The 25,317-nt window shown below is 67.5% G+C and carries 20 protein-coding genes and 1 pseudogene; 10 read left to right on the forward strand and 11 right to left on the reverse strand.

All coding sequences use genetic code 11. The annotated features are described in order from the left end of the window. Positions 1–4: 4 nt before the first annotated feature. Together aptA and GR303_RS18105 are read right to left on the reverse strand one after the other, a co-directional pair. The gene (aptA, locus tag GR303_RS18100; protein ID WP_161724643.1) at positions 5–1,354 is read right to left on the reverse strand and encodes an omega-aminotransferase AptA; all 1,350 of its coding nucleotides are present in this window, start codon (positions 1,352–1,354) and stop codon (positions 5–7) included. Positions 1,355–1,457: 103 nt separating this feature from the next. Then, complete coding sequence (locus tag GR303_RS18105) at positions 1,458–1,679, reverse strand: heavy-metal-associated domain-containing protein (protein WP_161724640.1); 222 nt, start codon at positions 1,677–1,679, stop codon at positions 1,458–1,460. 166 nt (positions 1,680–1,845) lie between these two features. Here GR303_RS18105 and GR303_RS18110 point away from each other — a divergent pair, with 166 nt between their 5' ends. From GR303_RS18110 to GR303_RS18120, 3 genes are all read left to right on the forward strand, one after another. Further along, positions 1,846–2,355, forward strand: coding sequence for a hypothetical protein (locus GR303_RS18110; RefSeq protein WP_161747591.1), 510 nt, complete (start codon positions 1,846–1,848; stop codon positions 2,353–2,355). 52 nt (positions 2,356–2,407) lie between these two features. Beyond that, positions 2,408–3,283 (forward strand): TIGR01459 family HAD-type hydrolase, encoded by an 876-nt coding sequence (locus GR303_RS18115; protein ID WP_161726610.1) that lies wholly within the window; start codon positions 2,408–2,410, stop codon positions 3,281–3,283. Positions 3,284–3,433: 150 nt separating this feature from the next. Then, positions 3,434–4,378 carry a bifunctional riboflavin kinase/FAD synthetase gene (locus GR303_RS18120; RefSeq protein ID WP_161726612.1) on the forward strand — a complete coding sequence of 315 codons (945 nt, stop codon included), beginning with the start codon at positions 3,434–3,436 and terminating at the stop codon, positions 4,376–4,378. Positions 4,379–4,421: 43 nt separating this feature from the next. Here GR303_RS18120 and GR303_RS18125 read toward each other — a convergent pair whose 3' ends face one another. Next, positions 4,422–5,591, reverse strand: coding sequence for a DUF3095 domain-containing protein (locus GR303_RS18125; RefSeq protein WP_161726614.1), 1,170 nt, complete (start codon positions 5,589–5,591; stop codon positions 4,422–4,424). Positions 5,592–5,599: 8 nt separating this feature from the next. After that, a complete protein-coding gene (msrB, locus tag GR303_RS18130) occupies positions 5,600–6,103 on the reverse strand; it encodes a peptide-methionine (R)-S-oxide reductase MsrB (RefSeq protein WP_161726616.1) in 504 nt (167 codons plus the stop codon). A 287-nt stretch (positions 6,104–6,390) separates the two neighbouring features. Here msrB and ileS point away from each other — a divergent pair, with 287 nt between their 5' ends. The 6 genes from ileS (at position 6,391) to GR303_RS18160 (ending at position 14,994) form a co-directional block, all read left to right on the forward strand. Further along, the gene (ileS, locus tag GR303_RS18135) at positions 6,391–9,339 is read left to right on the forward strand and encodes an isoleucine--tRNA ligase (protein ID WP_161726618.1); all 2,949 of its coding nucleotides are present in this window, start codon (positions 6,391–6,393) and stop codon (positions 9,337–9,339) included. Positions 9,340–9,470: 131 nt separating this feature from the next. Continuing rightward, entirely contained in the window at positions 9,471–9,953 is a 483-nt protein-coding gene (gene lspA, locus GR303_RS18140; RefSeq protein ID WP_246205864.1) for a signal peptidase II, read from the forward strand. Positions 9,954–10,041: 88 nt separating this feature from the next. Further along, positions 10,042–10,677: a hypothetical protein gene (locus GR303_RS18145; RefSeq protein ID WP_161726620.1), complete on the forward strand. Its 636-nt coding sequence runs from the start codon at positions 10,042–10,044 to the stop codon at positions 10,675–10,677. A gap of 210 nt (positions 10,678–10,887) precedes the next feature. Further along, a complete protein-coding gene (locus tag GR303_RS18150; RefSeq protein ID WP_161726622.1) occupies positions 10,888–12,219 on the forward strand; it encodes a M16 family metallopeptidase in 1,332 nt (443 codons plus the stop codon). A 30-nt stretch (positions 12,220–12,249) separates the two neighbouring features. Then, the gene (locus GR303_RS18155; RefSeq protein ID WP_161726624.1) at positions 12,250–13,527 is read left to right on the forward strand and encodes a M16 family metallopeptidase; all 1,278 of its coding nucleotides are present in this window, start codon (positions 12,250–12,252) and stop codon (positions 13,525–13,527) included. A 147-nt stretch (positions 13,528–13,674) separates the two neighbouring features. Next, complete coding sequence (locus GR303_RS18160) at positions 13,675–14,994, forward strand: glucose-6-phosphate isomerase (protein WP_246205863.1); 1,320 nt, start codon at positions 13,675–13,677, stop codon at positions 14,992–14,994. A 104-nt stretch (positions 14,995–15,098) separates the two neighbouring features. Here the strand turns inward: GR303_RS18160 and GR303_RS18165 are convergent, their stop codons facing one another. Then, positions 15,099–16,691 (reverse strand): isocitrate lyase, encoded by a 1,593-nt coding sequence (locus GR303_RS18165; RefSeq protein ID WP_161726626.1) that lies wholly within the window; start codon positions 16,689–16,691, stop codon positions 15,099–15,101. 483 nt (positions 16,692–17,174) lie between these two features. Between GR303_RS18165 and mutL the strand changes: the two genes are divergently transcribed. Further along, positions 17,175–19,025 carry a DNA mismatch repair endonuclease MutL gene (gene mutL / locus GR303_RS18170; RefSeq protein WP_161726628.1) on the forward strand — a complete coding sequence of 617 codons (1,851 nt, stop codon included), beginning with the start codon at positions 17,175–17,177 and terminating at the stop codon, positions 19,023–19,025. 43 nt (positions 19,026–19,068) lie between these two features. Here mutL and GR303_RS18175 read toward each other — a convergent pair whose 3' ends face one another. From GR303_RS18175 to GR303_RS18200, 6 genes and pseudogenes are all read right to left on the reverse strand, one after another. Beyond that, a complete protein-coding gene (locus tag GR303_RS18175) occupies positions 19,069–19,467 on the reverse strand; it encodes a PilZ domain-containing protein (protein ID WP_161726630.1) in 399 nt (132 codons plus the stop codon). Between the two features lie 114 nt (positions 19,468–19,581). Next, positions 19,582–20,625 (reverse strand): L-glyceraldehyde 3-phosphate reductase, encoded by a 1,044-nt coding sequence (mgrA, locus tag GR303_RS18180; protein ID WP_161726632.1) that lies wholly within the window; start codon positions 20,623–20,625, stop codon positions 19,582–19,584. Between the two features lie 84 nt (positions 20,626–20,709). Then, positions 20,710–21,750 (reverse strand): zinc-dependent alcohol dehydrogenase family protein, encoded by a 1,041-nt coding sequence (locus GR303_RS18185; RefSeq protein WP_161726633.1) that lies wholly within the window; start codon positions 21,748–21,750, stop codon positions 20,710–20,712. Between the two features lie 79 nt (positions 21,751–21,829). Then, on the reverse strand, positions 21,830–22,927 hold the full coding sequence (locus tag GR303_RS18190; RefSeq protein ID WP_161726635.1) for a calcium-binding protein: 1,098 nt from the start codon (positions 22,925–22,927) through the stop codon (positions 21,830–21,832). A gap of 1,229 nt (positions 22,928–24,156) precedes the next feature. Beyond that, positions 24,157–24,714 carry a 16S rRNA (guanine(966)-N(2))-methyltransferase RsmD gene (gene rsmD / locus GR303_RS18195; RefSeq protein WP_161726637.1) on the reverse strand — a complete coding sequence of 186 codons (558 nt, stop codon included), beginning with the start codon at positions 24,712–24,714 and terminating at the stop codon, positions 24,157–24,159. Between the two features lie 170 nt (positions 24,715–24,884). Beyond that, a pseudogene (locus tag GR303_RS18200) lies at positions 24,885–25,317 on the reverse strand (pseudouridine synthase); the annotation flags it as partial.

Below are 25,317 nucleotides of genomic sequence, written 5' to 3' on the forward strand. Positions count from 1 at the left end.
AGGTTCAAGCCACCGCCTTGATCACCTTGGTGAGCTTGTCGACGATCTCGCCGATCTGCTCCTCGGTGACGATGAGCGGCGGGGAGAGGGCGATGGTGTCGCCGGTGACGCGCATCATGATGCCGTGCTCCTGGAAGCCGCGGTCCATGGCCTCGAAGGCGCGGGCGCCGACCGCGTCGGGCCGCGAGGCGAGGTCGATGGCGCCGACGAGGCCGATGGTGCGGATGTCGAGCACGTTCGGCAGGCCCTTCAGGGAGTGGATCGCATCGGCCCAGACCGGCTCCAGGGTCCTGGCCCGCTCGAACAGCCGCTCGTCGCGGTAGATGTCCTGGGCGGCGAGGGCCGCGGCGCAGGCGAGCGGGTGGCCGGAATAGGTGTAGCCGTGGAAGAGCTCGATCATGTGCTCCGGACCCTTCATGAAGGTGTCGTAGAGCCCCTGGCGCACCATCACGCCGCCCATGGGCACGGCGCCGGAATTCACGCCCTTGGCGAAGGTGATCATGTCCGGAACGACGCCGTAGCGCTCGGCGGCGAACGCCGTGCCGAGGCGGCCGAAGCCGGTGATGACCTCGTCGAAGATGAGCAGGATGCCGTGCCTGTCGCAGATCTCGCGCAGGCGCTTGAGATAGCCCTTGGGCGGAGCCAGCACGCCGGTGGAGCCGGCCATCGGCTCGACGATCACGGCCGCGATCGTCGAGGCGTCGTGGAGGGTGACGATGCGCTCGAGCTCGTCGGCCAGATGCGCGCCCCATTCGGGCTCGCCGCGGGAGAAGGCCTGCTGCTCGCGGTTGTAGGTGTGGGGCAGGTGGTCGACGCCCGCCAGCAGGGAGCCGAAGAACTGGCGGTTCTTGACGATGCCGCCCACCGAGATGCCGCCGAAGCCGACGCCGTGATAGCCGCGCTCGCGGCCGATGAGGCGCGTCTTGCTGCCCTGGCCCCGCACGTTCCAATAGGCCAGCGCCACCTTCAAGGCGGTGTCCACGGCCTCCGAGCCGGAATTGCAGAAGAAGACGTGGTTGAGATCGCCGGGGGCGAGCTGGGCGAGGCGCGAGGCCAGCGCAAAGCCGCCCGCATGGCCGAACTGGAAGGCGGGCGAGTAGTCGAGCTCCTCGGCCTGGGCCTGGATGGCCCGGGTGATCTCGTCCCGGTTGTGGCCGGCGTTGCAGCACCAGAGGCCGGCCGCGCCGTCGATCACCTCGCGCCCCTCGGGGGTGTAGTAGTACATCCCCTTGGCGCGGGCGATCATCCGCGGCCGCTGCTTGAACGAGCGGTTGGCCGTGAACGGAAGCCACCAGGCCTCCAGGTCGTTGGGCGCGGTGAGATCGTTGGCGGCTCTGGACGTCTGGGCGCTCATAGGTTCCCCCGGGGAAAGCAATGTCCCGGGCAGCCTATCAGCGCTCCGGAGGGCTCGCAAAAGGAACTTTGCGGCAAGCCATGAACGGGGAGCAATCCTGCCGCTACATGGTCATGGCCTGGGCTTCGTAACCGGCGGCATCGAGGGCCTGGGCCACTTCGAGGGCCTGGGCCCTCGTGACCACGTGCACGCGCCCGTGCTCCAGGTCCACCTCGACCTTGGCGGACGGATCGAGGCGCTGGATCGCCTTGGTCACCGAATTGACGCAGCCCTGGCAGGTCATGCCCTCCACCTGCATCAGAAGATCCTTGCGGGGTTCCTCCATCGTCTCCGTCCTCTTCGAAAGCTCTGTCGGGATGCGATAGCCAACGCGCCGCTGCGCGAAAATGTCCATTTCGGGAATGCGAAGCTTGCCGACCGATTCGCCGTGATTCACTGTCTGTTAAGACACTGATTCGGCCGAAGCGCCGAGCCGGGGAGCGGGGGCACCCATGGTCACGAACAAGAAATCCATTCCGGTCCTGCGGGGTCGGAAGGCGGCTTTGCTCGCCTTCACGCCAGCCTTTCTGACGGCAGCCATGCCGGCCTACGTTCCCGTGGGGACGGGCCTCGTCATGCCGTATGCGGTCTTCCTGGTCGCGATCGCCGTTCTCGGCATCGTTCTGTTCCGGCGCCAAGCCGAGGCCGAGCACCGACCGCGCGCCCGAACGGCGGCTCCGGGCCCGCAGCAGGCGGGTGCGGCCGCGCCGCTCGTCCTGCGCCCGCCGCGGGCCGATGCCGGCGGTCCGGCCTTTCTCCTGCGCGAGCTTGCCCGCACCGCCGACGGGCAGGCCGGCCCGGCGCAGGCGCGTCCGGCCAAGCCCGCGCTCGTCGCGGAGGAGATGCGGGGTCAGGCGTGCCTGCCCGACCCGTGCCTGCTGCCGTCCCTGCACAGGTTCGCCGGCGAGATGGCGGTTCTCGACGGGCCCGAGCGCGCTCCGGCCCTGCAGCGCGCCGGTTGACTTGGGGCACGCAAGAGCCTACCCGCCCGGGTTCATCAGATGCCGAGAACCCATGACCGCTTCATCCCGACCCCTTCTCGTCGAAGGCCTGCAGCCTCTCGCCGATGCCTACGATCTCATCCTCTGCGACGTCTGGGGCGTGCTGCATAACGGCGTGAAGGCCTATGAGGCGGCAAGCGATGCGCTCACCCGCTTCCGCGCCAAGGGCGGGCGGGTGGTGCTGGTCTCCAACGCGCCCCGTCCCGGCTCCTCGGTGGGAACGCAGCTCGACGGGTTCCAGGTGCCGCGCTCGGCCTACGATGCCATCGTGACCTCAGGCGACCTGACGCGGCTCGCCATCCAGGAGCGCATCGACAAGGTGGTGCACCACATCGGCCCGCCCCGCGACATGCCGATCTACAATGGGCTTGAGGTGCGCTTCGGCTCCATCGCGGAGGCGGATTACGTGGTCTGCTCCGGCTTCGACAACGACGAAGAGGAGACGGTGGAGGACTACCGGCCGCAGCTCGAAGCCATGCGCCGCCGCGGCCTGCTCATGGTCTGCGCCAATCCCGACCTCGTCGTCGAGCGCGGCCACATGATCCTGCCCTGCGCCGGCACCATCGCCCTGGCTTACGAGGAGATGGGCGGCGAGGTGTTCTACGCGGGCAAGCCGCACCGCCCGGTCTACGAGCGGGCTCTTGCGGTGGCGTCCGATCTCGCCGGCCATCCGATCCCGAAGGAGAGGGTGCTGGCGGTCGGCGATGCCATCCGCACCGACATCGCGGGCGCGGTGGGCTTCGGCATCGACGCCCTGATGATCGCCCGCGGCATCCACGCGGAGGAGCTGGGGCTGCACAGGGGCGATCTCGTGTCGGATCATGCGCAGGATTGGGTGGACCGGCAGCCGGTGCGGCCGACGGCGCTCACGGACGTGCTGTCCTGGTGAAGTTGCCTATCCATCGCGTGTCATCTCCTCCGCTCGCGCTAAGGCCGGGAATGACACCGAGGCGTCGCTCCTCCCTTGACCCACCGGTTGCTTTTCGACAGGGTCGCGCGGCATTGACCCCTCCACGATGAGTTCCGAGGTTCTCCCCCGATGCCCACCCCCTTCGCGATCTGCCGCGATGGCGAGCCCGTGCCCGAGAGCCTCGGGGGAGCCGTGGCGGCCATCGGCAATTTCGACGGGGTGCATCGCGGGCACCGGCATCTGCTGCAACTGGCCCTGAATTCGGGACGGCCCGCCGCCGCCGTCACCTTCGAGCCGCATCCGCGCACCTTCTTCCAGCCCGACAGGCCGCTCTTCCGCCTGACGCCCGAGGCCGTGAAGCTCGCGATCTTCGCGCGCCTCGGCCTGACGGGCGCCTTCGTGCGGCGCTTCGACGGAGCGCTCGCCGCCCTGACGGCGGAGGACTTCGTGAATCTGCTGGCGCGGGAGCTGCAGCTGTCCGGCGTGGTGATCGGTCACGACTTCCATTTCGGCCGCGGGCGCGAGGGCAATCCGGAGCGCATGGCAAAACTCTGCCGCGAACGGGGCCTCGACTGCCTGGTGGCGCCGGCCGTCGTCGAGGGAACGCAGCCGGTTTCCTCCAGCGCCATCCGCGCCGCCCTGGAAGCGGGCGACGTCGCCGCGGCCGGCCGCCTCCTCGGCTATCGCTGGTTCGTCCGCTCCGAGGTGCGCCATGGCGACAAGCGCGGGCGGGTGCTGGGCTATCCGACCGCCAACATGGCCTTGGGCAGCGATTGCCGCCTGCGTCACGGCATCTACGCGGTGCGGGCCTCCGCCGGCGGCAGGATTGTCGATGGCGTCGCCAGCTTCGGCCGCCGCCCGACCTTCGACAACGGGGCGCCGCTGCTCGAAGTGCATCTCTTCGACTTCGCCGGAGACCTCTACGGGCAGGTCCTGGACGTGGAGTTCGTCGGCTGGATCCGCGGCGAGGAGCGCTTCGACGGAATCGAGGCGCTGATCGCCCGGATGGACCTGGACTCGATCGAGGCCAAGCGGATGCTGGCGGAGGATCAGGTCGTTTCGATGATTGCATAGGGATCGATCCCGGATCGCCTGCGGCGTCCGGGATGACAGCCCTTCACAAAGCCGGCCTCATCGCCTGCGCGGCCATGGCGTAGCCGCCCATGGCGCCGTCCACGAAATGGATGTGGTCGGCTCGGGTGGGCGAGGGCACGAAGCAGGTCATGAGGGCCGCATCCTGCCGGTGCAGCCCGGAGCGGGCGATGCCCCTGCGCTCGGCCTCCTGGAGCAGGGCCTGCAGCCGGTCGGCAAGGGCGGGCGTGCAGTCCAGCGTCATCCGCAGGCCGTCATCGAACTTGCGAAAGTCCGTGTTCTCGACAAGCTGGTGGCTGTACTGGGCGGGATCGAAGCCGCCGTATGGGCGGCCCGTCCGGAAGATCAGGAACGCGGCGAGACGCCCGGCCGCGAGCCGCACCAGGGGCCACAGGCGTAGACCGCTCGTCCGCACGGTCTTGGCCTCGATCCCGAAACCCTTGAACGGGGACGCGAGCGGAGGCCCCTTGTCCGGCAGCGGACGGCCGGCTTCCGGGCCTTCTGCCAGCGACAGAACCTCGCTCACGAGGAGATTGAAGGCCTCCGGGCTCGTTCCGGGCGCGGGCAGGATGATGAGGGAGAGGATCACGCCGCGCTCCGGCCTGATCTCGTCGAAGCGGCAGCTCAGGCCGGACAGGTCGGGCAGGGTGCCCGGCGGGGCGGGGGGAAGGGCGAAGGCTCCCTCCTTCATCCGCCGCTCGGCCCAGGCCAGTCCGCCGCCGGAGAACATGGCGTAGGACACGTCCGGCGAGGCCGCAAAGCGGGCGATGCGCACGTCCTGGCCCGCGGCGCGGATCTCCGAGACCGGAACGAGCGCGATGCGCAGCTCGAAGCCGAAGGCTTCATTCACCCAGGTCGCGGTGGCGGAGAGCGCCTCCTGGGCCGCCTCGGCCTGGGTCGCCGGCAGGGCGAAGCTCGCGCCGTCGCCGCCGAACACGAAGGGGAATTCGCTGGTGCCGAGCCGGTTGGCCAGCGCGGCGATGACGGCGGCGGCGGCCGTGTTGACCTCCTTGTAGCGGCCCGCCCGGATGGCGGCGGTGGAGCGCACGATGTCGCTCAAGCCCAGCACCCAATCGTCCGGAACGGGCAGATACAGCGCCGGGTCCGTCAGCTCGGAGAAATGGTCGAAGACGGGCAGGCGGTCATAGAAGCCGGCGCCCGTCCGCCGATCGCTCTCCTGGCGACCGCCTGCCATGGGAGGCTCTAGCCTGCGACCTCGCCCTCGGGGGCGCCGCGGCCGAGTTCGTCCGGGAGCGGGTCGCCCTCGGCGACGAAGCGCATGGACACGGAGTTCATGCAGTAGCGCTCGCCAGTCGGAGGAGGGCCGTCCGGAAAGACATGGCCGAGATGCCCCTGGCAGCGGGCGCAGCGGATCTCGGTGCGGATCATGCCGTAGCTGGTGTCGCGCACGAAGGCGATATGGGAGCGGTCGATGGGATCGAAGAAGCTCGGCCAGCCGGTGCCGGACTCGAACTTGGTGCCGGACTTGAACAGCGGCAGGCCGCACATGCGGCAGCAATAGGTGCCCTTTTCCTTGGCCTCGTTGAACACCCCGCAGAAGGGCCGCTCCGTGCCGTGCTCCAGGAGGACGCGGCGCTCCTCGTCGTTCAGGTTGGCGGCCAGGGCGCGGAACTGCTCCGGACTGGGCGGCGCGAGATCGAAGCCGGCCCGGGAGCGCCTTTCAGCCGTGGTGGTCTGATCTGCCATGGTACGATCCTTCCTGCCCGCCATCCGCCGGGCACCGTGACGCTTGTTCCTGCCTTAGATAGGGTGCTGCGGCCGGAATCACCACGCTTTATTATCCCGCCCGGCGCTGCTAAAAGGCTCCCATGTCCATGGTTTCTCAGGCCCTGCCGGCGGCCCGGATAGGCACGGCGCGAATTATCGGCCCGGCTTTCGCATAGCCTGCGAAGGTCCGGGATCCCAGCCGTTCGCCTGTAAGAGAAGCCCGATGCGCCCGCCTGTCCCCGGGCCACACAGACCGATTGATCGTCATGACCGACAAGCCTGAAAGCGCCGCCCGCGACTATTCCGAGACCCTGTTCCTGCCCCAGACCGAGTTCCCGATGCGGGCCGGCCTGCCGCAGCGTGAGCCCCAGCTCCTCCAGCGCTGGAACGAGATCGGCCTCTACCGGCGCCTGCGCGAGGCTCAGAAGGGCCGTCCGCGCTTCGTGCTGCACGACGGCCCCCCCTATGCCAACGGCAACATCCATATCGGCCATGCCCTCAACAAGATCCTGAAGGACATGGTGGTGCGCTCGCAGGGCATGCTGGGCTTCGATTCCAACTACGTTCCCGGCTGGGACTGCCACGGCCTGCCGATCGAATGGAAGATCGAGGAGGAGTACCGCGCCAAGGGCAAGAACAAGGACGACGTGGACATCGTCGAGTTCCGCCGCGAGTGCCGCGCCTTCGCCGAGAAATGGATCGACGTGCAGCGCGAGGAGTTCAAGCGCCTCGGCGTCGAGGGCGACTGGACGAACCCTTATCAGACCATGAGCTTCGACGCGGAAGCGCAGATCGCCCGCGAGATCATGCGGTTCGCGATGAGCGACCAGCTCTATCGCGGCTCCAAGCCCGTCATGTGGTCGCCCGTCGAGAAGACCGCGCTGGCCGAGGCCGAGGTCGAGTATCACGAGAAGACCTCCACCACGATCTGGGTGAAGTTCAAGGTCACCAACACGCTCGATGGCGATCTCGACGGCGCCTCCGTCGTGATCTGGACGACGACTCCCTGGACGATCCCGGCCAACCGCGCCATCGCCTACGGCGAGACCATCGCCTACGGCCTCTACGAGGTGACGGAAGCCGCCGACGACAACTGGGCGAAGGTGGGCGACCGGCTCATCATCGCCGACAAGCTCGCGGGCGAGGTCTTCGCCGCCGCGCGCGTCTCTGCCTACCGGCGCGTGAAGGACGTGCTGCCGGTGATGCTCGAGCGCTGCGCGCATCCGTTCCGGGGCCTCGAGGGCGCAAACGGCTACTGGGATTTCGGCGTGCCGGTGCTGCCGGCCGATTACGTCACGGACGATGCGGGCACGGGCTTCGTGCACACGGCTCCGGGGCACGGTGCGGACGACTACAACACCTACGTGAAGCATCGCGACGTGTTCGCCGCCTGCGGCACGAAAGAGGTGCCGCACACGGTCTCGCCCGACTCGTCCTACTTCCCCGACGTGCCGTTCTTCGCGGGCGAGCGCATCTATGACGACAAGGGCAAGGATGCGGGCGCCAACGAGGCCGTGATCAGGAAGCTCGTCGAGGTCGGCGCGCTCATCGCGCGCGGCCGCCTCAAGCACCAGTATCCCCATTCCTGGCGCTCGAAGGGGCCGCTGATCTTCCGCAACACGCCGCAATGGTTCATCTCCATGGACAAGCCGCTCGACGGGCAGGGCGACACCCTGCGCCAGCGGGCGCTCCATGCGATCAAGACCGTGGAATGGGTGCCGGAAACGGGCGAGAACCGCATCACCGGCATGATCGAGAACCGGCCCGACTGGGTGGTGTCGCGCCAGCGCGCCTGGGGCGTCCCGATCGCGGTCTTCGTGAAGAAGGGCACCAACGAGATCCTCAAGGACGAGCGCGTGAACGACGCCATCGCCGAGGCCTTCGAGAAGGAGGGCGCCGACGCCTGGTACGCGGATGACGGCGCGCGGTTCCTTGCGCCCTTCGGCTACGATCTCGCCGACTTCGAGAAGGTGAACGACATCCTCGACGTGTGGTTCGACTCCGGCTCCACCCATGCCTTCGCGCTGGAGAAGCGCGACGACCTGAAGGTGACGCGCAGGGTCGATGGCGGCCCCGATCAGGTGATGTACCTGGAGGGTTCCGACCAGCACCGCGGCTGGTTCCACTCGTCGCTGCTGGAGAGCTGCGGCACGCGCGGCCGCGCGCCTTACGACATCGTGCTGACCCACGGCTTCGTCCTCGACGAGAAGGGGCAGAAGATGTCCAAGTCGCTCGGCAACGTGGTCGCGCCGCAGAAGGTGATCCAGGATTCGGGCGCCGACATCCTGCGCCTGTGGGTGGCGGCCTCCGACTACTCGGACGACCTGCGCATCGGCCCGGAGATCCTCAAGACCTTCGTGGAGACCTACCGCAAGCTGCGCAACACGATCCGCTGGATGCTCGGCTCGCTGGCGCATTTCCGCGAGGCCGACAAGGTTGCGTTCGCGCAGATGCCGGAGCTCGAGCGCTTCGTGCTGCATCGCCTCGCCGAGCTCGACGGGGAGATGCGCGAGGCCTACGGCACCTTCGACTACAAGCGGGTGATCGCGCTCCTCAACTCCTTCATGACCACGGATCTGTCGGCGTTCTACTTCGACATCCGCAAGGACACGCTCTATTGCGACCCGATCTCGAGCAAGGTGCGCAAGAGCGCGCTTACCGTGATCGACCAGACCTTCCGCTGCGTGGCGACCTGGATCGCGCCGATCCTCGCCTTCACGGCGGAGGAGGCGTGGCTCGCGCGCTATCCGGAGGCCGTGTCGGTGCATCTCGAAACCTTCCCCGAGGTGCCGGCGGAGTGGCGCAACGACGCGCTCGCCGAGCGCTGGGCGAAGGTGCGCCGCGTGCGCCGCGTCGTCACGGGGGCGCTGGAGATCGAGCGTGCGCAGAAGCGCATCGGCGCGAGCCTCGAGGCCGCGCCCGTCGTCCACATCGCGGATGAGGGCCTGCTCAAGGCCGTGCAGGGCCTCGACCTCGCCGAGATCTGCATCACGTCCGGCATCCGGGTGGAGCAGGGCGAAGGGCCGGCCGGGGCCTTCCGCCTCGAGGAGGTGAAGGGCGTGGCCGTCGTGCCCGCGCTCGCCGAGGGACGCAAATGCGCCCGTTCGTGGAAGGTGAGCCCCGAGGTCGGCACCGATCCGGACTACCCGGACGTGACGCCCCGCGATGCGGCGGCGCTCCGCGAGTGGGACCAGCTGAGGGCGGCGGCCGAATGAGCAGGATGGACGAGCCGGGGGCTCCGCTGAGCGAAACGGGTGCTGCCTCGCAGGCAGGGCCGAGGCGCTCCCGCGCGCCAGGTCGTGCGCGATCAGCCGGTGGCGCCAAGGCCCGCACAGCGCGGTCCGGCCTGTCGGCAGCGTCGCTTCTCGGCTTCTCCGCCGCCCTGATCACCCTCGTCCTCGACCAGGCGACGAAGCTCTACACCCTGTTCGTCTTCGACCTGCCGGTGAAGGAGCCGGTGGAGTTCGCCCCCTTCATCAACCTGATCGTGGTCTGGAACCGGGGCATTTCCTACGGGCTGTTCCAGCAGAGTTCCGATCTCGGCCGCTGGGCGCTGATCGTGATCTCGATCCTGGCCGCCATCGGCCTGTCGGTCTGGATCCGCCGCACCTCGGCCAAGCTCCTGGCCGCCTCCCTCGGCCTGATCGTGGGCGGCGCGCTGGGCAACGTGATCGACCGGCTGGCCTATGGCGCGGTGTTCGACTTCATCCAGTTCCATATCGGGTCGTGGTCCTGGTACGTGTTCAATGTGGCCGATGCCGCCATCGTTGCGGGGGTGGTCGGTTTGCTTTATGACTCCTTCGTCCTGGAGGGACGGCGGGCGCGATAATGTTACCTTTCGGTGCCCAGCTGCCTTATGTTCGCCAGAATGAGCGATCAGGCCTTCCGGCTACAACGAGAAACCAATGGTGGGTGCCATGAAGGGAATGACAATCATCGGCTGCGCGGGGGCTCTGGCGCTTTTGGCCGCTACCGGCGCCTCGGCGCAGGAGGGCGAGGCCGTGAAGAGCCTGCTGGGCAGCATCGGCATCATTCCCAAGGAAAAGCCGCCCATCGTCTACAACGAGCGCGCGCCCCTGGTGCTGCCGCCGAAGATGGATCTGCCTCCTCCCGCTCCAGGCGGAGGCCCCGAGGCCCGCAACGGCAACTGGCCCAAGGATCCCGACGTCGCCGCCCGCCGCAAGGAAGCCCGCGAGGCGCGCACGCCCTATACCAGCTCCGAGCTGTACAAGAACACCGAAGGACGCCCCCTCTCCATCGAGGAAATGCGCGCCGGCCGCAACCCGAGCAACTACGCCACCGCTCCCGGGCCCGCGGACCGCGCGACGGACAAGAGCGTCATGACGCCCGACGAGCTGCGCTCCTTCTCCTCCGACAAGAACGTGAAGCTCTCCGGCAACGGCCTGGAGCGCCGCTATCTCAGCGATCCTCCGGGACCCCTCCTCAAGGCCCAGGGCAATGCGCCCCTGAGGGCCTCTGCCGATCCGGTGCAGATGGAGCGCGATCCGGACAGCCCACAGGCCTTCATCCGGCAGCAGCAGAGCAGGCAATAAGGTTGTCTCTCCTTCCTTCTTCAGGCGAACGGGCTCCCCCCGCTTCGCCTGAAAACGTTATGGGGGCCTCGAAAGGCCAAGTCTGGACCGCCGGCGTAGACCATGCCGCACTGGAAAGAGATCCGGCCTCGCTTGCGTGCCCCCTTAAATCGATTATTCCCGTACGAGAATTCCGACGAAACGAATTCATGTCGCCAAGGTTGAAACGTCATGGACACTGCCTCTAAGCCCCTTCTTCGCGCCGACGCCGCCTCCTTCGGGCGGACAGAGGGCAGCGGTCCGAACCTCTCCGCCTTCACGCTCGACAACGGCCTCGATGTGGTGGTGATCCCGGATCATCGCGTGCCGGTCGTCACCCACATGGTGTGGTACCGCAACGGCTCCGCGGACGATCCGATCGGCCAGTCGGGCATCGCGCACTTCCTCGAGCACCTGATGTTCAAGGGCACGGAGAAACATCCGGCGGGCGAGTTCTCCAAGGTGGTGTCCGGCCTCGGCGGCCAGGAAAACGCCTTCACCTCCTTCGACTACACGGCCTATTTCCAGCGCGTTGCCCGCGAGCACCTCAAGACCATGATGGAGTTCGAGGCCGACCGCATGACGAACCTCCTGCTGGAGGAATCCGTCATCGCGCCCGAGCGCGACGTGGTGCTGGAGGAGCGCCGCATGCGGGTCGAGACCGATCCGTCCGCGCAGCTGTCCGAGGCCATGGCCGCCTCGCTCTTCGTGCATCACCCCTACGGCATTCCGATCATCGGCTGGATGCACGAGATCGAGACGCTCAACCGCGATCACGCGCTCGATTATTACCGCCGCTTCTACACGCCCGAGAACGGCATCCTGGTGGTGGCCGGTGACGTGACCGAGGACGAGGTGCGCCGCCTCGCGGACGCCACCTACGGACGCATCGCCCCGCGGGGCAAGCGCCCGGTGCGGGTGCGCCCGCGCGAGCCGGAGCCCGTGGCGGCCCGCCACATCACCGTGGCGGATCCCAAGGTCGAGCAGCCGACCATGCAGCGGCTCTATCTCGTGCCGTCGTGCCGCACGGCGACGCAGCGCGACTGCTATTCCCTCGAGCTGCTCGCCGAGGTCATCGGCGGCGGCCCGACATCGTATCTCTACCGCAAGCTCGTCATGGAGCGCGGGATCGCCGTGAATGCCGGCGCCTGGTACATGTCCTCCTCCATGGAGGACACCCGCTTCTGCGTCTATGCGGTGCCGGCCGAGGGCGTCTCGCTTCCTGCGCTCGAGGAGGCCGTCGACCAGGTTCTGAAGACGATTCCGGCGGAGGCGCTGGACGCGGATTCCATCGAGCGCGCCAAGACCCGCCTCGTGGCCGAGACGATCTATTCCACCGACAGCCAGTCGTCGCTTGCCCGCATCTACGGCTCGGCGCTCGCCATCGGCGAGACCATCGAGGATGTGCGCCGCTGGCCCGTCGAGATCGAGACCGTTCTCAAGGACGATCTCGCCTCCGCCGCGGAGCGCTACCTCATCCCCCGCCGGTCCGTGACGGGCTACCTGCAGAAGTCGGCGTCCTGACGCCGCCTGCACCACAATTCCGAGGTTCCCATGACCGCTTCCGTCGAAACCCTGTCCTCGTCTCCGACCCAGGTGAAGGCGCTGACCTCAGCCGGCGGCGTCGAGGCCTGGCACGTCGAGTCCGACGTGGTGCCGCTGATTGCCGTCTCCTTCATCTTCGAGGGCGGCTCGGCGCATGATCCCGCCGACAAGCCGGGCGTGGCGCAGATGCTCGCCCGCCTGCTCGACGAGGGTGCGGGCGCCTACGATTCCGATGCCTTCCAGGAGCGGCTCGCGGCACGCGCCATCGAGCTGTCCTTCAATGCGGGCAACGACGCCCTCGGCGGCTCGCTGAAGACGCTGGTCAAGCATGCGGACGAGGCCTTCGAGCTGCTGCGGCTCGCGCTTGCCGAGCCGCGCTTCGACCAGGATGCCATCGAGCGCGTGCGCGCCCAGACCATCGCCGGCCTGAAGTACCAGCAGAACGACCCCGGCGTGATGGCGACCCGCCGCTTCTTCGAGGAGGGCTTCGCGGGTCATCCTTACGGCCGCCCGACCTCCGGCACCCCGGAGAGCGTCGCCGCGATCACGCGGGACGATCTCGTGGCCATGCACCGCGCGATCATCGCCCGCGGCCGGGTCAAGGTCGCGGTGGTCGGCGCCATCGGCGCCGACAATCTCTCCGCCCTGCTCGACAAGGTGTTCGGCTCCCTTCCCGAAGCCAAGCCCTTAAGCCGCATCGAGCCCGCTTCGCTGCAGAAGCTCGGCTCGCAGATCGTGGTCGATATCGACGTGCCGCAATCGGTGATCCGCTTCGGCATGAACGGCATCGCCTGGCGCGACCCGGGATTCATTCCGGCCTATGTGCTCAACCACATCCTCGGCGGCGGCGCCTTCACCTCGCGCCTGTTCCAGGAGGTGCGCGAGAAGCGCGGTCTGGCCTACAGCGTCGGCACCTCGCTGGTGAGCTATCGCTCCGCCGCCATGACCTGGGGCTACACCGCCACCAAGAACGAGCGCGTGGTCGAGGCCCTCGACGTGATCGCCGGCGAGATGGCGAAGCTGACGAGCGAGGGTCCCTCCGACGAGGAGCTGCAGAAGGCGAAGGACTATCTCATCGGCTCCTATGCCCTGGGCTTCGACACCTCGACGAAGATCGCCCATACCCTGGCGCAGATCGCCTTCGAGGGCCTCGGCATCGACTACATCGCCCGCCGCAACGCGCTGGTGGGCGCCGTGACCCAGGCGGACATTCGCGGAGCGGCCGAACGCATCTTCGGCGGCGGGCAGATGCTGACCGTGATCGCGGGACGGCCGACCGGAGTGTAAGCCCCTCTCAGGCGCCGGGTGCGGGCTCGTCATCCGAAAGAACCGTCGGAGGCGGCTGCCCGGGCAGGGGGCTTTCGCGTCCGGCTCTAGCCTAGTCTGCCTCTCTGCCCTAATCTTGCGCTCCTTCTTTGAACAAGTCGGAGTACCATGATGGCCCTGCAGCAATCGATCGATCTTGCCCTGGACACCAATATCGGGGGAGGCGGTCTGCCGCAGGCGGCGTTGGACGAGGCGCTCGGGCTCGTCGATCAGGCCATGAAGCGGCTCGCCGAGGACGATTCCTCGGGCCGGCTCCCGCTGCTCCACATGCCCCGCACCTCGGACGATCTCGCCAGCATCCGCGAGGCGGCCGCCTTCCTGCGGGACGACGCCACCGACGTGGTGTTCCTCGGCACCGGAGGCTCGAGCCTCGGCGGCCAGACGCTCGCGCAGCTCAAGGATTACGCGGTGCCCGGAGCGGGCCGTTTCACCGAGAGCCCGCGCGTCCACTTCCTCGACAATCTCGATCCCATCACCTTCGACCGCATCCTCCACAAGCTGCCGCTCTCCTCGACCAAGTTCGTGTCGATCTCGAAATCCGGCGGCACGGGCGAGACCCTGATGCAGACGATCGCCGTGCTCACGGCTCTGGAGAAGGCGGGCCTGCGCGCGCATCCCAAGGACGTGTTCCTCGGCCTCTCCGAGCCGCGCAAGGCCGGGGCCAGGAACGCGCTGCGCGATCTGCTGGAGCCGGAGGAGGTGCGCTTCCTGGAGCACCACACCGGCATCGGCGGGCGCTATTCGGTTCTCACCAATGTGGGCCTGCTGCCGGCCGCCGTGCTCGGCCTCGACATCGCCGCCATTCGCCAGGGAGCGGCGGAGGCCTACGAGCCGTTCCGCAACGGCGCTGCGGCAAAGGACGCTCCGGCAGCCCTGGGTGCTGCGCTCAACGTCGCCGCGGCGAAGTCGGGCAAGGGCATTGCGGTTGCCATGGCCTATGCCGATCGCATGGAGCGCTTCACACGCTGGTGGGTGCAGCTCTGGGCCGAGAGCATCGGCAAGGACGGCCACGGCACCCAGCCGGTGGCGGCCATCGGCCCGGTCGACCAGCACAGCCAGCTTCAGCTTTATCTCGCGGGCCCGAACGACAAGCTCTTCACGGTTCTCACCACAGGCGTGGCGGGCAAGGGACCGCTCATGGACGAGAGACTCGCCAAGCGGGCCGGGGAGCCCGGCTTCGGGGCCAAGCGCATCGGCGACCTCGTAGCAGCCCAGGGCCGCGCCACGGCCGACACGCTCGCCCGGAACGGCCGCCCGACGCGGCAGATCCATGTCGAGACGCTCAACGAGCGTGCCGTGGGCGAGCTTCTCATGCACTTCATGCTGGAGACGATCCTTGCCGGCTACGCGCTGGGCGTCGATCCGTTCGACCAGCCGGCGGTGGAGGAGGGCAAGATCCTCGCCAAGCAGTATCTCGCGCAGGGCTAGGCTTCCCGAAACAGGAGCGCCCTGCAACCCGAAGGCCGCAGGGCGCTTATTCTGATGCCGTCGTGATGGATCGGGCGAGGCGGCTTTGCCCCGCCCGATGTTGCTCAAGCCGCAAACTGGTTCATGGTGTTGTGCGCGCCGCCGGCCTTGAGGGCTGCCTCGCCGGCGAAGTATTCCTTGTGGTCGTCGCCGATGTCGGAGCCGGCCATGTTCTGGTGCTTCACGCAGGCGATGCCCTGGCGGATCTCCTGGCGCTGCACGTTGCGCACATAGCCCAGCATGCCCTGCTCGCCGAAATATTCCTTGGCGAGGTTGTCGGTGGAGAGCGCTGCCGTGTGGTAGGTGGGCAGGGTGATGAGGTGGTGGAAGATGCCCGCGCGCTTGGCGGCATCCGCCTGGAAGGTGCGGATGCGCTCGTCGGCTTCCCGCGCCAGCTCGCTGTCGTCGTAATCCACGCTCATGAGCTTGGTGCGGTCGTATTGCGACACGTCCCTGCCGGCCTTCTCCCACGCGTCGTAGACCTGCTGGCGGAAGTTGAGGGTCCAGTTGAAGGACGGCGAGTTGTTGTAGACGAGCTTCGCGTTCGGAATGACCTTGCGGATGCGGTCGACCATGCCGGCGATCTGCTCGATATGCGGCTTCTCGGTCTCGATCCACAGGAGGTCCGCGCCGTGCTGCAGCGCCGTGATGCAGTCGAGCACGCAGCGATCCTCACCCGTGCCGGGGCGGAACTGGAACAGGTTGCTCGGCAGCCGCTTCGGACGCAGGAGCTTGCCGTTGCGGTTGATCACCACGTCGCCGTTGGTGCAGTTCTCCGGCGTGATCTCCTCGCAGTCGAGGAAGCTGTTGTAGAGGTCGCCGATATCGCCCGGCTCGCGGCTGAAGGCGATCTGCTTGGTGAGGCCGGCGCCGAGCGAGTCCGTGCGTGCCACGATGAGGCCGTCGTCCACGCCGAGCTCGAGGAAGGCGTAGCGGATGGCGCGGATCTTGGCGAGGAAGTCCTCGTGCGGAACGGTGACCTTGCCGTCCTGGTGCCCGCACTGCTTCTCGTCCGAGACCTGGTTCTCGATCTGCAGGCAGCAGGCGCCCGCCTCGATCATCTTCTTGGCGAGAAGATAGGTGGCCTCCGCATTGCCGAAGCCCGCATCGATATCGGCGATGATCGGAACGATGTGCGTCTGGTAATTGTCGATGGCGGAGACGATCTCGCGCTCCTTCACCATGTTGCCGCTCTTGCGCGCCGCATCCAGGTCGCGGAAGAGCATGCCGAGCTCGCGGGCGTCGGCCTGGCGCAGGAAGGTGTAGAGCTCCTCGATCAGCGCCGGAACGCTGGTCTTCTCGTGCATCGACTGATCGGGCAGCGGCCCGAATTCCGAGCGCAGGGCGGCCACCATCCAGCCCGAGAGGTAGAGGTAGCGGCGCTTGGTGGAGCCGAAATGCTTCTTGATCGAGATCATCTTCTGCTGGCCGATGAAGCCGTGCCAGCAGCCCAGCGACTGGGTGTAGAGCGTGGGGTCCGCGTCGTAGGCGGCCATGTCCTCGCGCATGATCCTGGCCGTGTAGCGCGCGATGTCGAGACCGGTCCTGAACTGGTTCTGCAGCCGCATGCGGGCGACGGATTCGGGGTCGATCCCGTTCCAGGTGCCCTGACCTTCGATGAGCATCTGCGCCTGGGTGATCTGATCTTTGTACGCCATGTCCGGTTCCTCGTTTTGTGAAGGTTGAACGATGAAGTACCGGGCCCGTTCGAAGGCGAGAAGGCGAGTTAAGGTTCAGGTGTCGAAGTTTACATGTCCTAAGGAGTCAATTTGTAAATTGTTCACAAATCAATCCAAGTTCCACACTATGGCCAAGCCATTGGAAGTTCTCGGAAAACCTGGAGAGGCTTGGGTCCTGGGCGCTAATCGGTTGATCTTCATCGGAGATACGTAATCCTAAAGGCGGAACCGGCACTGAAGGGGTAGGGCGGGCGCAGGCCCCTGAAGCTCGTGACAAGTCCCCTGTCACTCCCTTTACAACCGTGTCGATTGTTAGGCTTCCTGGCCCAGGGTGCTTTCGGGAATCGGCTTGGCGGTGAGCCGGTCCGGTAGAGACGGGAGGGAATGGGCCGGCCCGTTCTGGCTTCCCGCCTCCCGAGCGCCTATCTTCCCCTCATCCGAATCCCTGGACCCATCCGCCCCATGCCCGTCCGCCGCCTCGATCCCATTCTCGTCGACCGCATCGCTGCGGGCGAGGTCGTCGAGCGCCCGGCGGCGGCCGTGAAGGAGCTGGTGGAGAACGCCATCGATGCGGGAGCCACCTCCGTCGAGATCGCCGTGGAGGCGGGCGGGCGCCGCCTCATCCGAATCGTGGACGACGGCCGGGGCATGACGCCCGAGGATCTGGAGCTGGCCGTGGAGCGCCACGCCACCTCGAAGCTGCCGGACGGCGACCTATTCGCCATCGGCACCCTCGGCTTCCGCGGCGAGGCGCTGCCGTCCATCGGCGCGGTGGCGCGCCTGTCCATCGTCACGCGCACGGCGGAGGCCGAGACCGGTTCCGCCATCGTGGTGGAGGCCGGCGTGAAGAGCCCCGTGCGGCCCGCGCCCGCGGCCAAGGGCACCCGCGTGGAGGTGACGGACCTGTTCGCCGCCACGCCCGCGCGCCTGAAGTTCCTCAAGAGCGATCGCTCGGAGGCGCAGGCGGTGGCGGAGATCGTCAAGCGCCTTGCCATCGCCCATCCGACCATCCGCTTCACCCTGTCGGGCGAGCACCTCACGCCCTTCACCTATCCGCCGGAGGAGCCGGGCGAACACGGCTTCCTGCGCCGCCTCTCGCGGGTGCTGGGCTCCGACTTCCATGAGAACGCCATGCCCATCGGCGTCGAGCGCGAGGGCGTGAGCCTCACGGGCTTCGCGAGCCTGCCGACCTATCATCGCGGCACCGGGGCTTCGATCCATTTCGTGGTCAACGGACGGCCCGTGCGCGACAAGCTCCTGCTCGGCGCCGTGCGCGGCGCCTATGCGGATGTGATGGCCTCCGACCGGCATCCGGTGCTCGCCATGATGATCGCCCTCGATCCGCGCAGCGTCGACGTGAACGTGCATCCCGCCAAGACGGAGGTGCGATTCCGCGATCCGGCCTTCATCCGCGGCTTCGTGGTGGCGGCCCTCAAGGAGGCGATCGCGCGCCACGCCTTCCGCGCCGCGACGACGGGGGGCACCCGCACCCTGGAGAGCCTGCGCCCGCAGGGCGCGCTGTCTGCGCGTCCGGCCTATCCGCACCGGGTGCATCCGATCCGCCCGGCGGGCGCCTTTGCCGGCTGGCAGGCGCCGCTCGACGCGCCGGATCGCTCCCCCGCTCCCTTCTCGGGGCTTTCCGAAAGGCAGGCGAGCCTGCCCGATCTCGCCGCTCCTTCCGCCGACAGCCGCGCCATGCTCGCGGATGCGGAGCCTGACGGGCAGGAGGCGCCGCTCGGCGCGGCGCGCGCACAGCTCCACGGCACCTACATCGTCGCGCAGACGCAGGACGGCATCGTCATCGTCGACCAGCATGCGGCGCACGAACGCCTCGTCTACGAGCGGCTGAAGCGCGAGCGCGCCTCATCGGGCATCGCGCGGCAGCTGCTGCTGATCCCGGAGGTGGTCGATCTCGATCCCGTGGATGCGGACCGCGTGCTGGCGGAGGCTTCGGCCCTGGAAAGCCTCGGCCTCGTGGTCGAGCCCTTCGGGCCCGGCGCGCTCCTCGTGCGCGAGGTGCCCTCGGCGCTGGCGGGCGGGCGCATCAAGGCGCTGGTGCAGGACGTGGCGGACGCGCTCGCCGAATGGGGGCAGGGCGCGTCAGGCCCCCTGGAGGAGCGGCTCGACGCCGTGCTCTCGCGCATGTCCTGCCACGGCTCCATCCGCGCGGGCCGGCGCCTGCGTCCGGAGGAGATGAATGCCCTGTTGCGCGAGATGGAGGCGACGCCGCTCTCCGGCCAGTGCAACCACGGCCGGCCCACCTACGTGGAACTCAAGCTCAGCGACATCGAGAGGCTGTTCGGGCGCCGTTGACGCTTCGCCCCGCGCTCGCTGCGGCCGAGCGGGGATCCGGGGTTCAGGCGGTGGTGCGATAGAGCTTGAGGTCCTTGCGCACCGGGGCGGATGCGAGATGGACCGGCGCGGCCTGATCCAGGCAGTCCTGGAACGTGAGCGATTGCGGCGCAGCATCCATCGCCGGCGCCGCCTCGCCGTCGTTGAAGGCCACGCCCGCGAAGCCGCCGTTGCGCCAGCACACCCGGGCCCGGCGCACCTGCAGGTCGTGGGCCGCGATGAACAGCTCGAAGGTCTCGGGCAGGTCCATCTGCGGCCGCAGCGCGAGCCTGGCGCCGCCGGTCGAGATGTCCTTCACCGTGCAGGGGATCATCGCATCGGGTCCCAGCAGGATCTGCGCCGGATGATGGGCGCGAAAGCGCCTGGCGTGACGGCGGTTGTCGGCGGCGGTGACAGGGACCATGGATGCGACCCGGGACAAATGGCCAATGAAGCTTGGCATTAACCATTTGTTAACCGGTTCCTCAAGCCCCTCTAAAGGGGTATCCCCGAAGAGCCTGGGGATTGCGCCGGCCGATCAGCGCGTCGGCCCCTTCCGCTCCGCCGAAGCCGCCCAGATGTTCAGGTTGCCCTCGCCGGCGAAGCGGTCGATCTCGGCGAGTTCCTCCGCCGTGAAGGACAGGTTCTGGAGCGCGCCCACGCAATCGACCACCTGCTCGGGGCGGCTCGCGCCGATGAGCGCCGAGGTGACGCGCCCGCCGCGCAGCACCCAGGCGAGCGCCATCTGCGCCAGGCTCTGGCCGCGCCGCTCGGCGATGCCGTTGAGGCCGCGGATGCGCGAGAGGTTGTCCTCGTTGAGGAACGACGTGCGCAGGGACTTGCCCTGCGCGGCGCGGCTCTCCTCGGGGATGCCGCCGAGATACTTCGTCGTCAGCATGCCCTGCGCCAGCGGCGAGAACACGATGGAGCCCATGCCGAGATCGTCGAGGGTGTCGAGCAAGCCGTCCTCCTCGATCCAGCGGTTGAGCATGGAATAGCTCGGCTGATGGATGATGCAGGGCGTCTTCAGCTCGCGCAGGATGGCAACGGCTTCGCGGGTGCGCTGGCTGTTGTAGGAGGAGAGACCCACATAGAGCGCCTTGCCCTGCCGCACCGCCGCGTCGAGCGCCAGCATGGTCTCCTCCAGCGGCGTTTCCGGATCGAAGCGGTGCGAGTAGAAGATGTCCACATAGTCGAGCCCCATGCGCTTGAGGCTCTGGTCGAGGCTGGAGAGGAGATACTTGCGGCTGCCCCACTCGCCGTAAGGCCCCGGCCACATGCGGTAGCCCGCCTTGGTGGAGATCACCAGCTCGTCGCGCAGCCCATGGAAGTCGTTGCGCAGGATGTCGCCGAACAGGGTCTCCGCAGAGCCCGGAGGCGGGCCGTAATTGTTGGCGAGGTCGAAGTGGGTGATGCCGAGATCGAAGGCCGTGCGGCAGATCTGCCGAGCCGTCGCCGCCGACTTGTCCTCGCCGAAGTTGTGCCAGAGCCCGAGCGAGATCGCCGGCAGCAGGAGCCCGCTGCGGCCGCAGCGGTTGTAGAGCATCGTGTCGTAGCGGTTCTCGGCGGGCAGATAGGCCATCGAACTCTCCAGTGGGGCGGTTGAGAAGGATTACATAGCGCGCCTGGCGCGTGTTCAACAACGCGAGGACGGAACCTTCGGCCCTCAGAAGCGGGTGATGACGCCGATGCCGAGGCCCTCGAAGCGGTCCATGGCCATGAGCGCGGCAGGCGCCTCGTCGAGGCTCAGGTGCCGCCCCACGAGCCTCTGCGGCGCGAGCTTGCCCGTGCGGATCATCGCCATCATGTCCTGGTAGCGGAAGGCCTGCATGCCGTGGCTGCCGTAGATCTCCAATTCGTGCGCGATGACCTGCGCCATCGGCACGGCGGCTCTCGCATGCTCGCCCACCATGAGCCCGACCTGCACGTGACGCCCGCGGCGGCGCAGGTTCGCGATGGAGTTGAAGCAGGTGACGGGGTGGCCCAGCGCATCGATGGAGACATGCGCGCCGCCCCCCGTGATCTCCCTGACCGCGCCCACCACATCCGCCGTCTCGCGGCCATTGACGGTGGCCACCGCGCCCATCTCGCGCGCGAAGGCGAGCTTCTCCTCCGTGAGGTCGACGGCGATCACGTTGGCGCCCATCGCCGTCGCGATCATGATGGCGGAGAGGCCGACGCCGCCGCAGCCGTGAACGGCGACCCACTCGCCCGGCTTCACGCGGCCCTGGTCGACGACGGCGCGAAACGACGTGACAAAACGGCAGCCGAGGCTTGCGGCGGTGACGAAGTCGAGCTCCTCGGGCAACCCCACGAGATTCGTGTCGGCATAGTCGACGGCCACGTATTCCGCGAAGGATCCCCAGGCGGTGAAGCCCGGCTGGAACTGCCGCTCGCAGACCTGATGGTTGCCGGAGTTGCACTCGTGACAATGTCCGCAGCCGCCGACGAAGGGCACCGTGACCCGGTCGCCCTTCTTCCAGCGCGTCACCTGCCTGCCGGCGGCGAGCACCGTGCCGGCGAGTTCGTGCCCCGGCACGTGCGGCAGCGCCACGTCGGGATCGTGCCCCATCCAGCCGTGCCAGTCGCTCCGGCACAGGCCCGTGGCCTCCACCTTGATCACGACGCCGTCCGCGGAGGGTGTCGGGTCCGGCACGTTCCGCACCTGCGGCGGCTGGCCGAACTGCTCGAAGAGAACCGCTTTCATGACGCGCCTTTTCCTCCGTGACCGCTCAGGGCGGTATAGCGGTCATGGGAGGGCAGGGCAAATGCAGCCCTCATGCTTCTCAGATGACGAAGAAGTCGTGATGGGTCAGCTTGAGGTTCTTCGAGAGCGTGCCGATCTTCACCTGAGCCTTGGAGCCGGTGCCGTCCTGGTCGAAGTAGAGCGCACCGGTCTTGCTGTCGTAGACGATGCGATCCTCCTTGTCCCTGGCGGCCTTGCCCTTCACGAACATGTCGGCCTTGAACTTCACGCCCGCGGGCGTGCCCTTGCCGAGATTGGCGAAGATCTTGTTCTCCAGCCAAAGGGAATCGTATCTCGGGTCGAAGTCGTGGATGCGGTCGACGTTGCTGCTCGTGCTGGGCTTCGTGTCGAAGACGAACACGTCGTGCTCCTGGCCGGAGCCGCCGTAGAGCCTGTCGTTGCCGGCGCCGCCATGCAGCGTGTCGGCTCCCTCATCGCCCTTGAGGATGTCATTGCCCGCAGAGGCCTTCAGCACATCGTTGCCGCCGAGGCCCCGGAGCGTGTTCGCGCCGGCATGGCCGAGGATCTCGTTGGCGGTATCCGAGCCGGAGAGGCTGGCGCTCTTCTTCGACGAGAGGCCTGCCAGCCTGAGCACCTCCACCTCTGCGCCTTGCGCCAGCCCATAGCTGGCCGCGGCAATGACCGTATCCCGGCCCTCCATGCCCGCCTCCGCGAGGATGTCTCCGGCACGGACATGATAGGTGTCGTTGCCGCCGCGCCCGCTCAGGATCGCGGCGCCGTTCCCCGCAAGAACGTCGTCGAAGGACGACCCGATCAGCCCCTCGACCTCCGCGTAGACGTCACCCGCAGCCTCGCCGCCCGTGCCGCCCGCGAGGCTCGCCGTCACGCCGGCCGTGGCGCCCGCGAAGGAGACGTAGTCGATCCCGCTGCCGCCGTTGAGGCCGTCGGCGCCTGCGCCGCCGAACAGCGTGTCGCTGCCTTCGCCACCCTTCAGCAGATCGTCGCCCTCGGCCCCGACGAGGGAATCGTCGCCGCCGCTTCCGTCCATCGTGTCCTTGAACGCGGTGCCGATGTACTGATCGTCCCGGATCGTGCCCGTCAGCGAAAGGGCTTTGTCGCGCGGGTCGACGATCTGGATACCGCTCGAAAGGAGCGCAGCAATGCGCCCATCGGCCATCAGGGACAATCCCGCGACTGAGGACAATTGCTCTGCTGCTGGCCTGTCCACGAGCAACTTCTCACTGACGCGGTTCCCGGCCTCATCGTAGATCGCCAATCGAACTTCCGACTTGCTGATAGCCAAGTTAGGGACGACCTGAACAGCTAAGGCAAAGCTACCGTTGGGAAGCGCCACGACATCCGGCGTCCCGACTGCGTCAGCCTCTGTGCCGCTTGCATAAAACGCCTGCGGTTCGGTGACCTTTGTACCTGTAGCATCGAAGACTTGGAACTTCACGGTTGTGCTTGGTTCAAACCCGGACTCGTCGATCTTGCCGTTCTCGACCCAAGTCACAACAAACCCGCCACCTTGAAGGGCAGTTACCCTAACATCTGCATCGGCAAGGGCTACAATTGTCTCTATGGAGAAGGCTTGAAGCACGCTAAGCCCACCCGTGGCGGATGGAGCAAGTACATAGCCTTTGAAGGCCGAGGGATTCCCGCGAACCATGAACGCGACGTTGCCGTTATCAAGCACCGTCAGATCCGCGATAGGGTCGTACTCAGAGGCATTAACTGCATCGAATTCCAAAACATTCGAGCGAGTTCCGTCGGGGTTCAAAATGCGTACGAAGGCTTTGGCATGCAGACTACTCACTGCAACGATGGTCCTGCCGTCTCCTAGGCTTTCGCCGGATTGAGCATAATACCTTGAGCTGGAAGGTGGATCGAGGACAAGCACGGGCTTGTCGCTCGGCGTCAGGTCGGCATTGTAGATCCCTGTCCAAGGGGCAACATAGATGCCGTCCGAACTCTCACGGTGCTCGGTCCAGGTGAGCGATAGGCGTCCGTCCGGGAGTTCCACGATGATCGGATGATAGCCTCCCTTGCCTAAGTTCCACCCACCGACTGGATTGATGTGAGGAGGAACGACGCCATCCGGGATCTTGAGAGCCTGCTCCGTCTTGAGAGAGCCGTCTGCATTATAGATCCACGCCTTCATCTTGGCTTCAGACCACACCCTCCCGGCTCTGGCGATGACCAGGAAGGTGCCATCCTTGAGGGTCGTCACATGAGGGTCTTGGATGCCAGCGGGAAGATCGATCTTGGATCCCCACAGATATGGTTCGGCCATGGCGATCCCCATCACAATCAGAACAAGACGCCTCATGGCGCGGTGACGCAATGTTATGCAGAATCAACAATAGGACAACCGTCTTGTGAAAGGCGGGCCGTGGAACGATAGGATCACCCCCTGAACCGCCCGAACACCACCCTGGTCTCCCCGTAATCCCGCCGCTCGATCTCCTCGAAGCGCTCCGGCAGCGAGACATCGACGCCCTGCGCCTCCTCCACGATCACGAGCGCGTCGGGTACGAGCCAGCCGCCCTCCGCGCAGGAGCGCAGGGCCTTGGGCGCGAGGTCCTTGCCGTAGGGCGGGTCGCAGAACACGACGGAGAAGGGGGCATTGGGCGCGGCCTCGCCCATGCGGGTGGCGTCGCGGCGGAAGAGGCGGGTGGCGCCGCCGGCGCCCAAAGCCTCGACGTTCTCGCGGATGATGCCGCGGGCCTGCGCTCCATCGTCGACGAAGAGCGCGAAGGCCGCGCCGCGCGAGAGCGCCTCCAGCCCCATGGCGCCGGTGCCGGCGAAGAGTTCGAGCACGCGCGCGCCCTCGACGGGATCGTCGTAGGAATGCTGGAGGATGTTGAAGATCGTCTCGCGCAGGCGGTCCGAGGTCGGGCGGATCGCGTCCGAGCTCGGCCCCTTGAGCGAGCGGCCGCGCCAGCGCCCGCTCACGATTCTCATGGTTCAAACCTCATGAAGAGAGTCTCACAAATACTCAAAGAGCCTCATCCTGAGGAGGACCGTCAGGTCCGTCTCGAAGGACGAGGCGTCTCCAGTGCACTCTGGACCATCCTTCGAGACGCAGCCTCACGGCTGCTCCTCAGGATGAGGTTGGTGTTTCCCTGTGCTTTTCAGCGGCGGCCGCGCGGGCCGCCTTTTGAACCGCCCTTGAAGCCGCCCTTCGAGGCGCCGCCCTTGGATGCACCCCCTCTGGGGCCTCCCTTGAAGCCGCCAGGGCCGCCTCTCGGCCGCGAAGGCCCATCGCCCCGCGGCGGGCCGCGGCGGGGACGGTCATCGTCGCCACGGGCCCGGAAGGGGCGTTCGCCTTGGGGCTTGCGCGGGCGGTCGTCGCCCCCCTCGCGGGAGCGGAACGGCCTGTCGCCCTGCGGCCTGCGGGGACGATCCTCGCCGCTTTCGGCGCGGGCGCGGAACGGCCGGTCGCCGGCGGGCCTGCGCGGGCGCTCGTCGTCGCTGCGGCGCGGACGGGCTGCGCCCTCGCGCTCGCGACGGGCCGGGGCGGCATCGCGATCCGCCGTGCGGCGGCGCGGGCGCTCCTCGCCCCCG

This window comes from Microvirga arsenatis (genome assembly GCF_009910705.1).
GTDB lineage: Bacteria > Pseudomonadota > Alphaproteobacteria > Rhizobiales > Beijerinckiaceae > Microvirga > Microvirga arsenatis.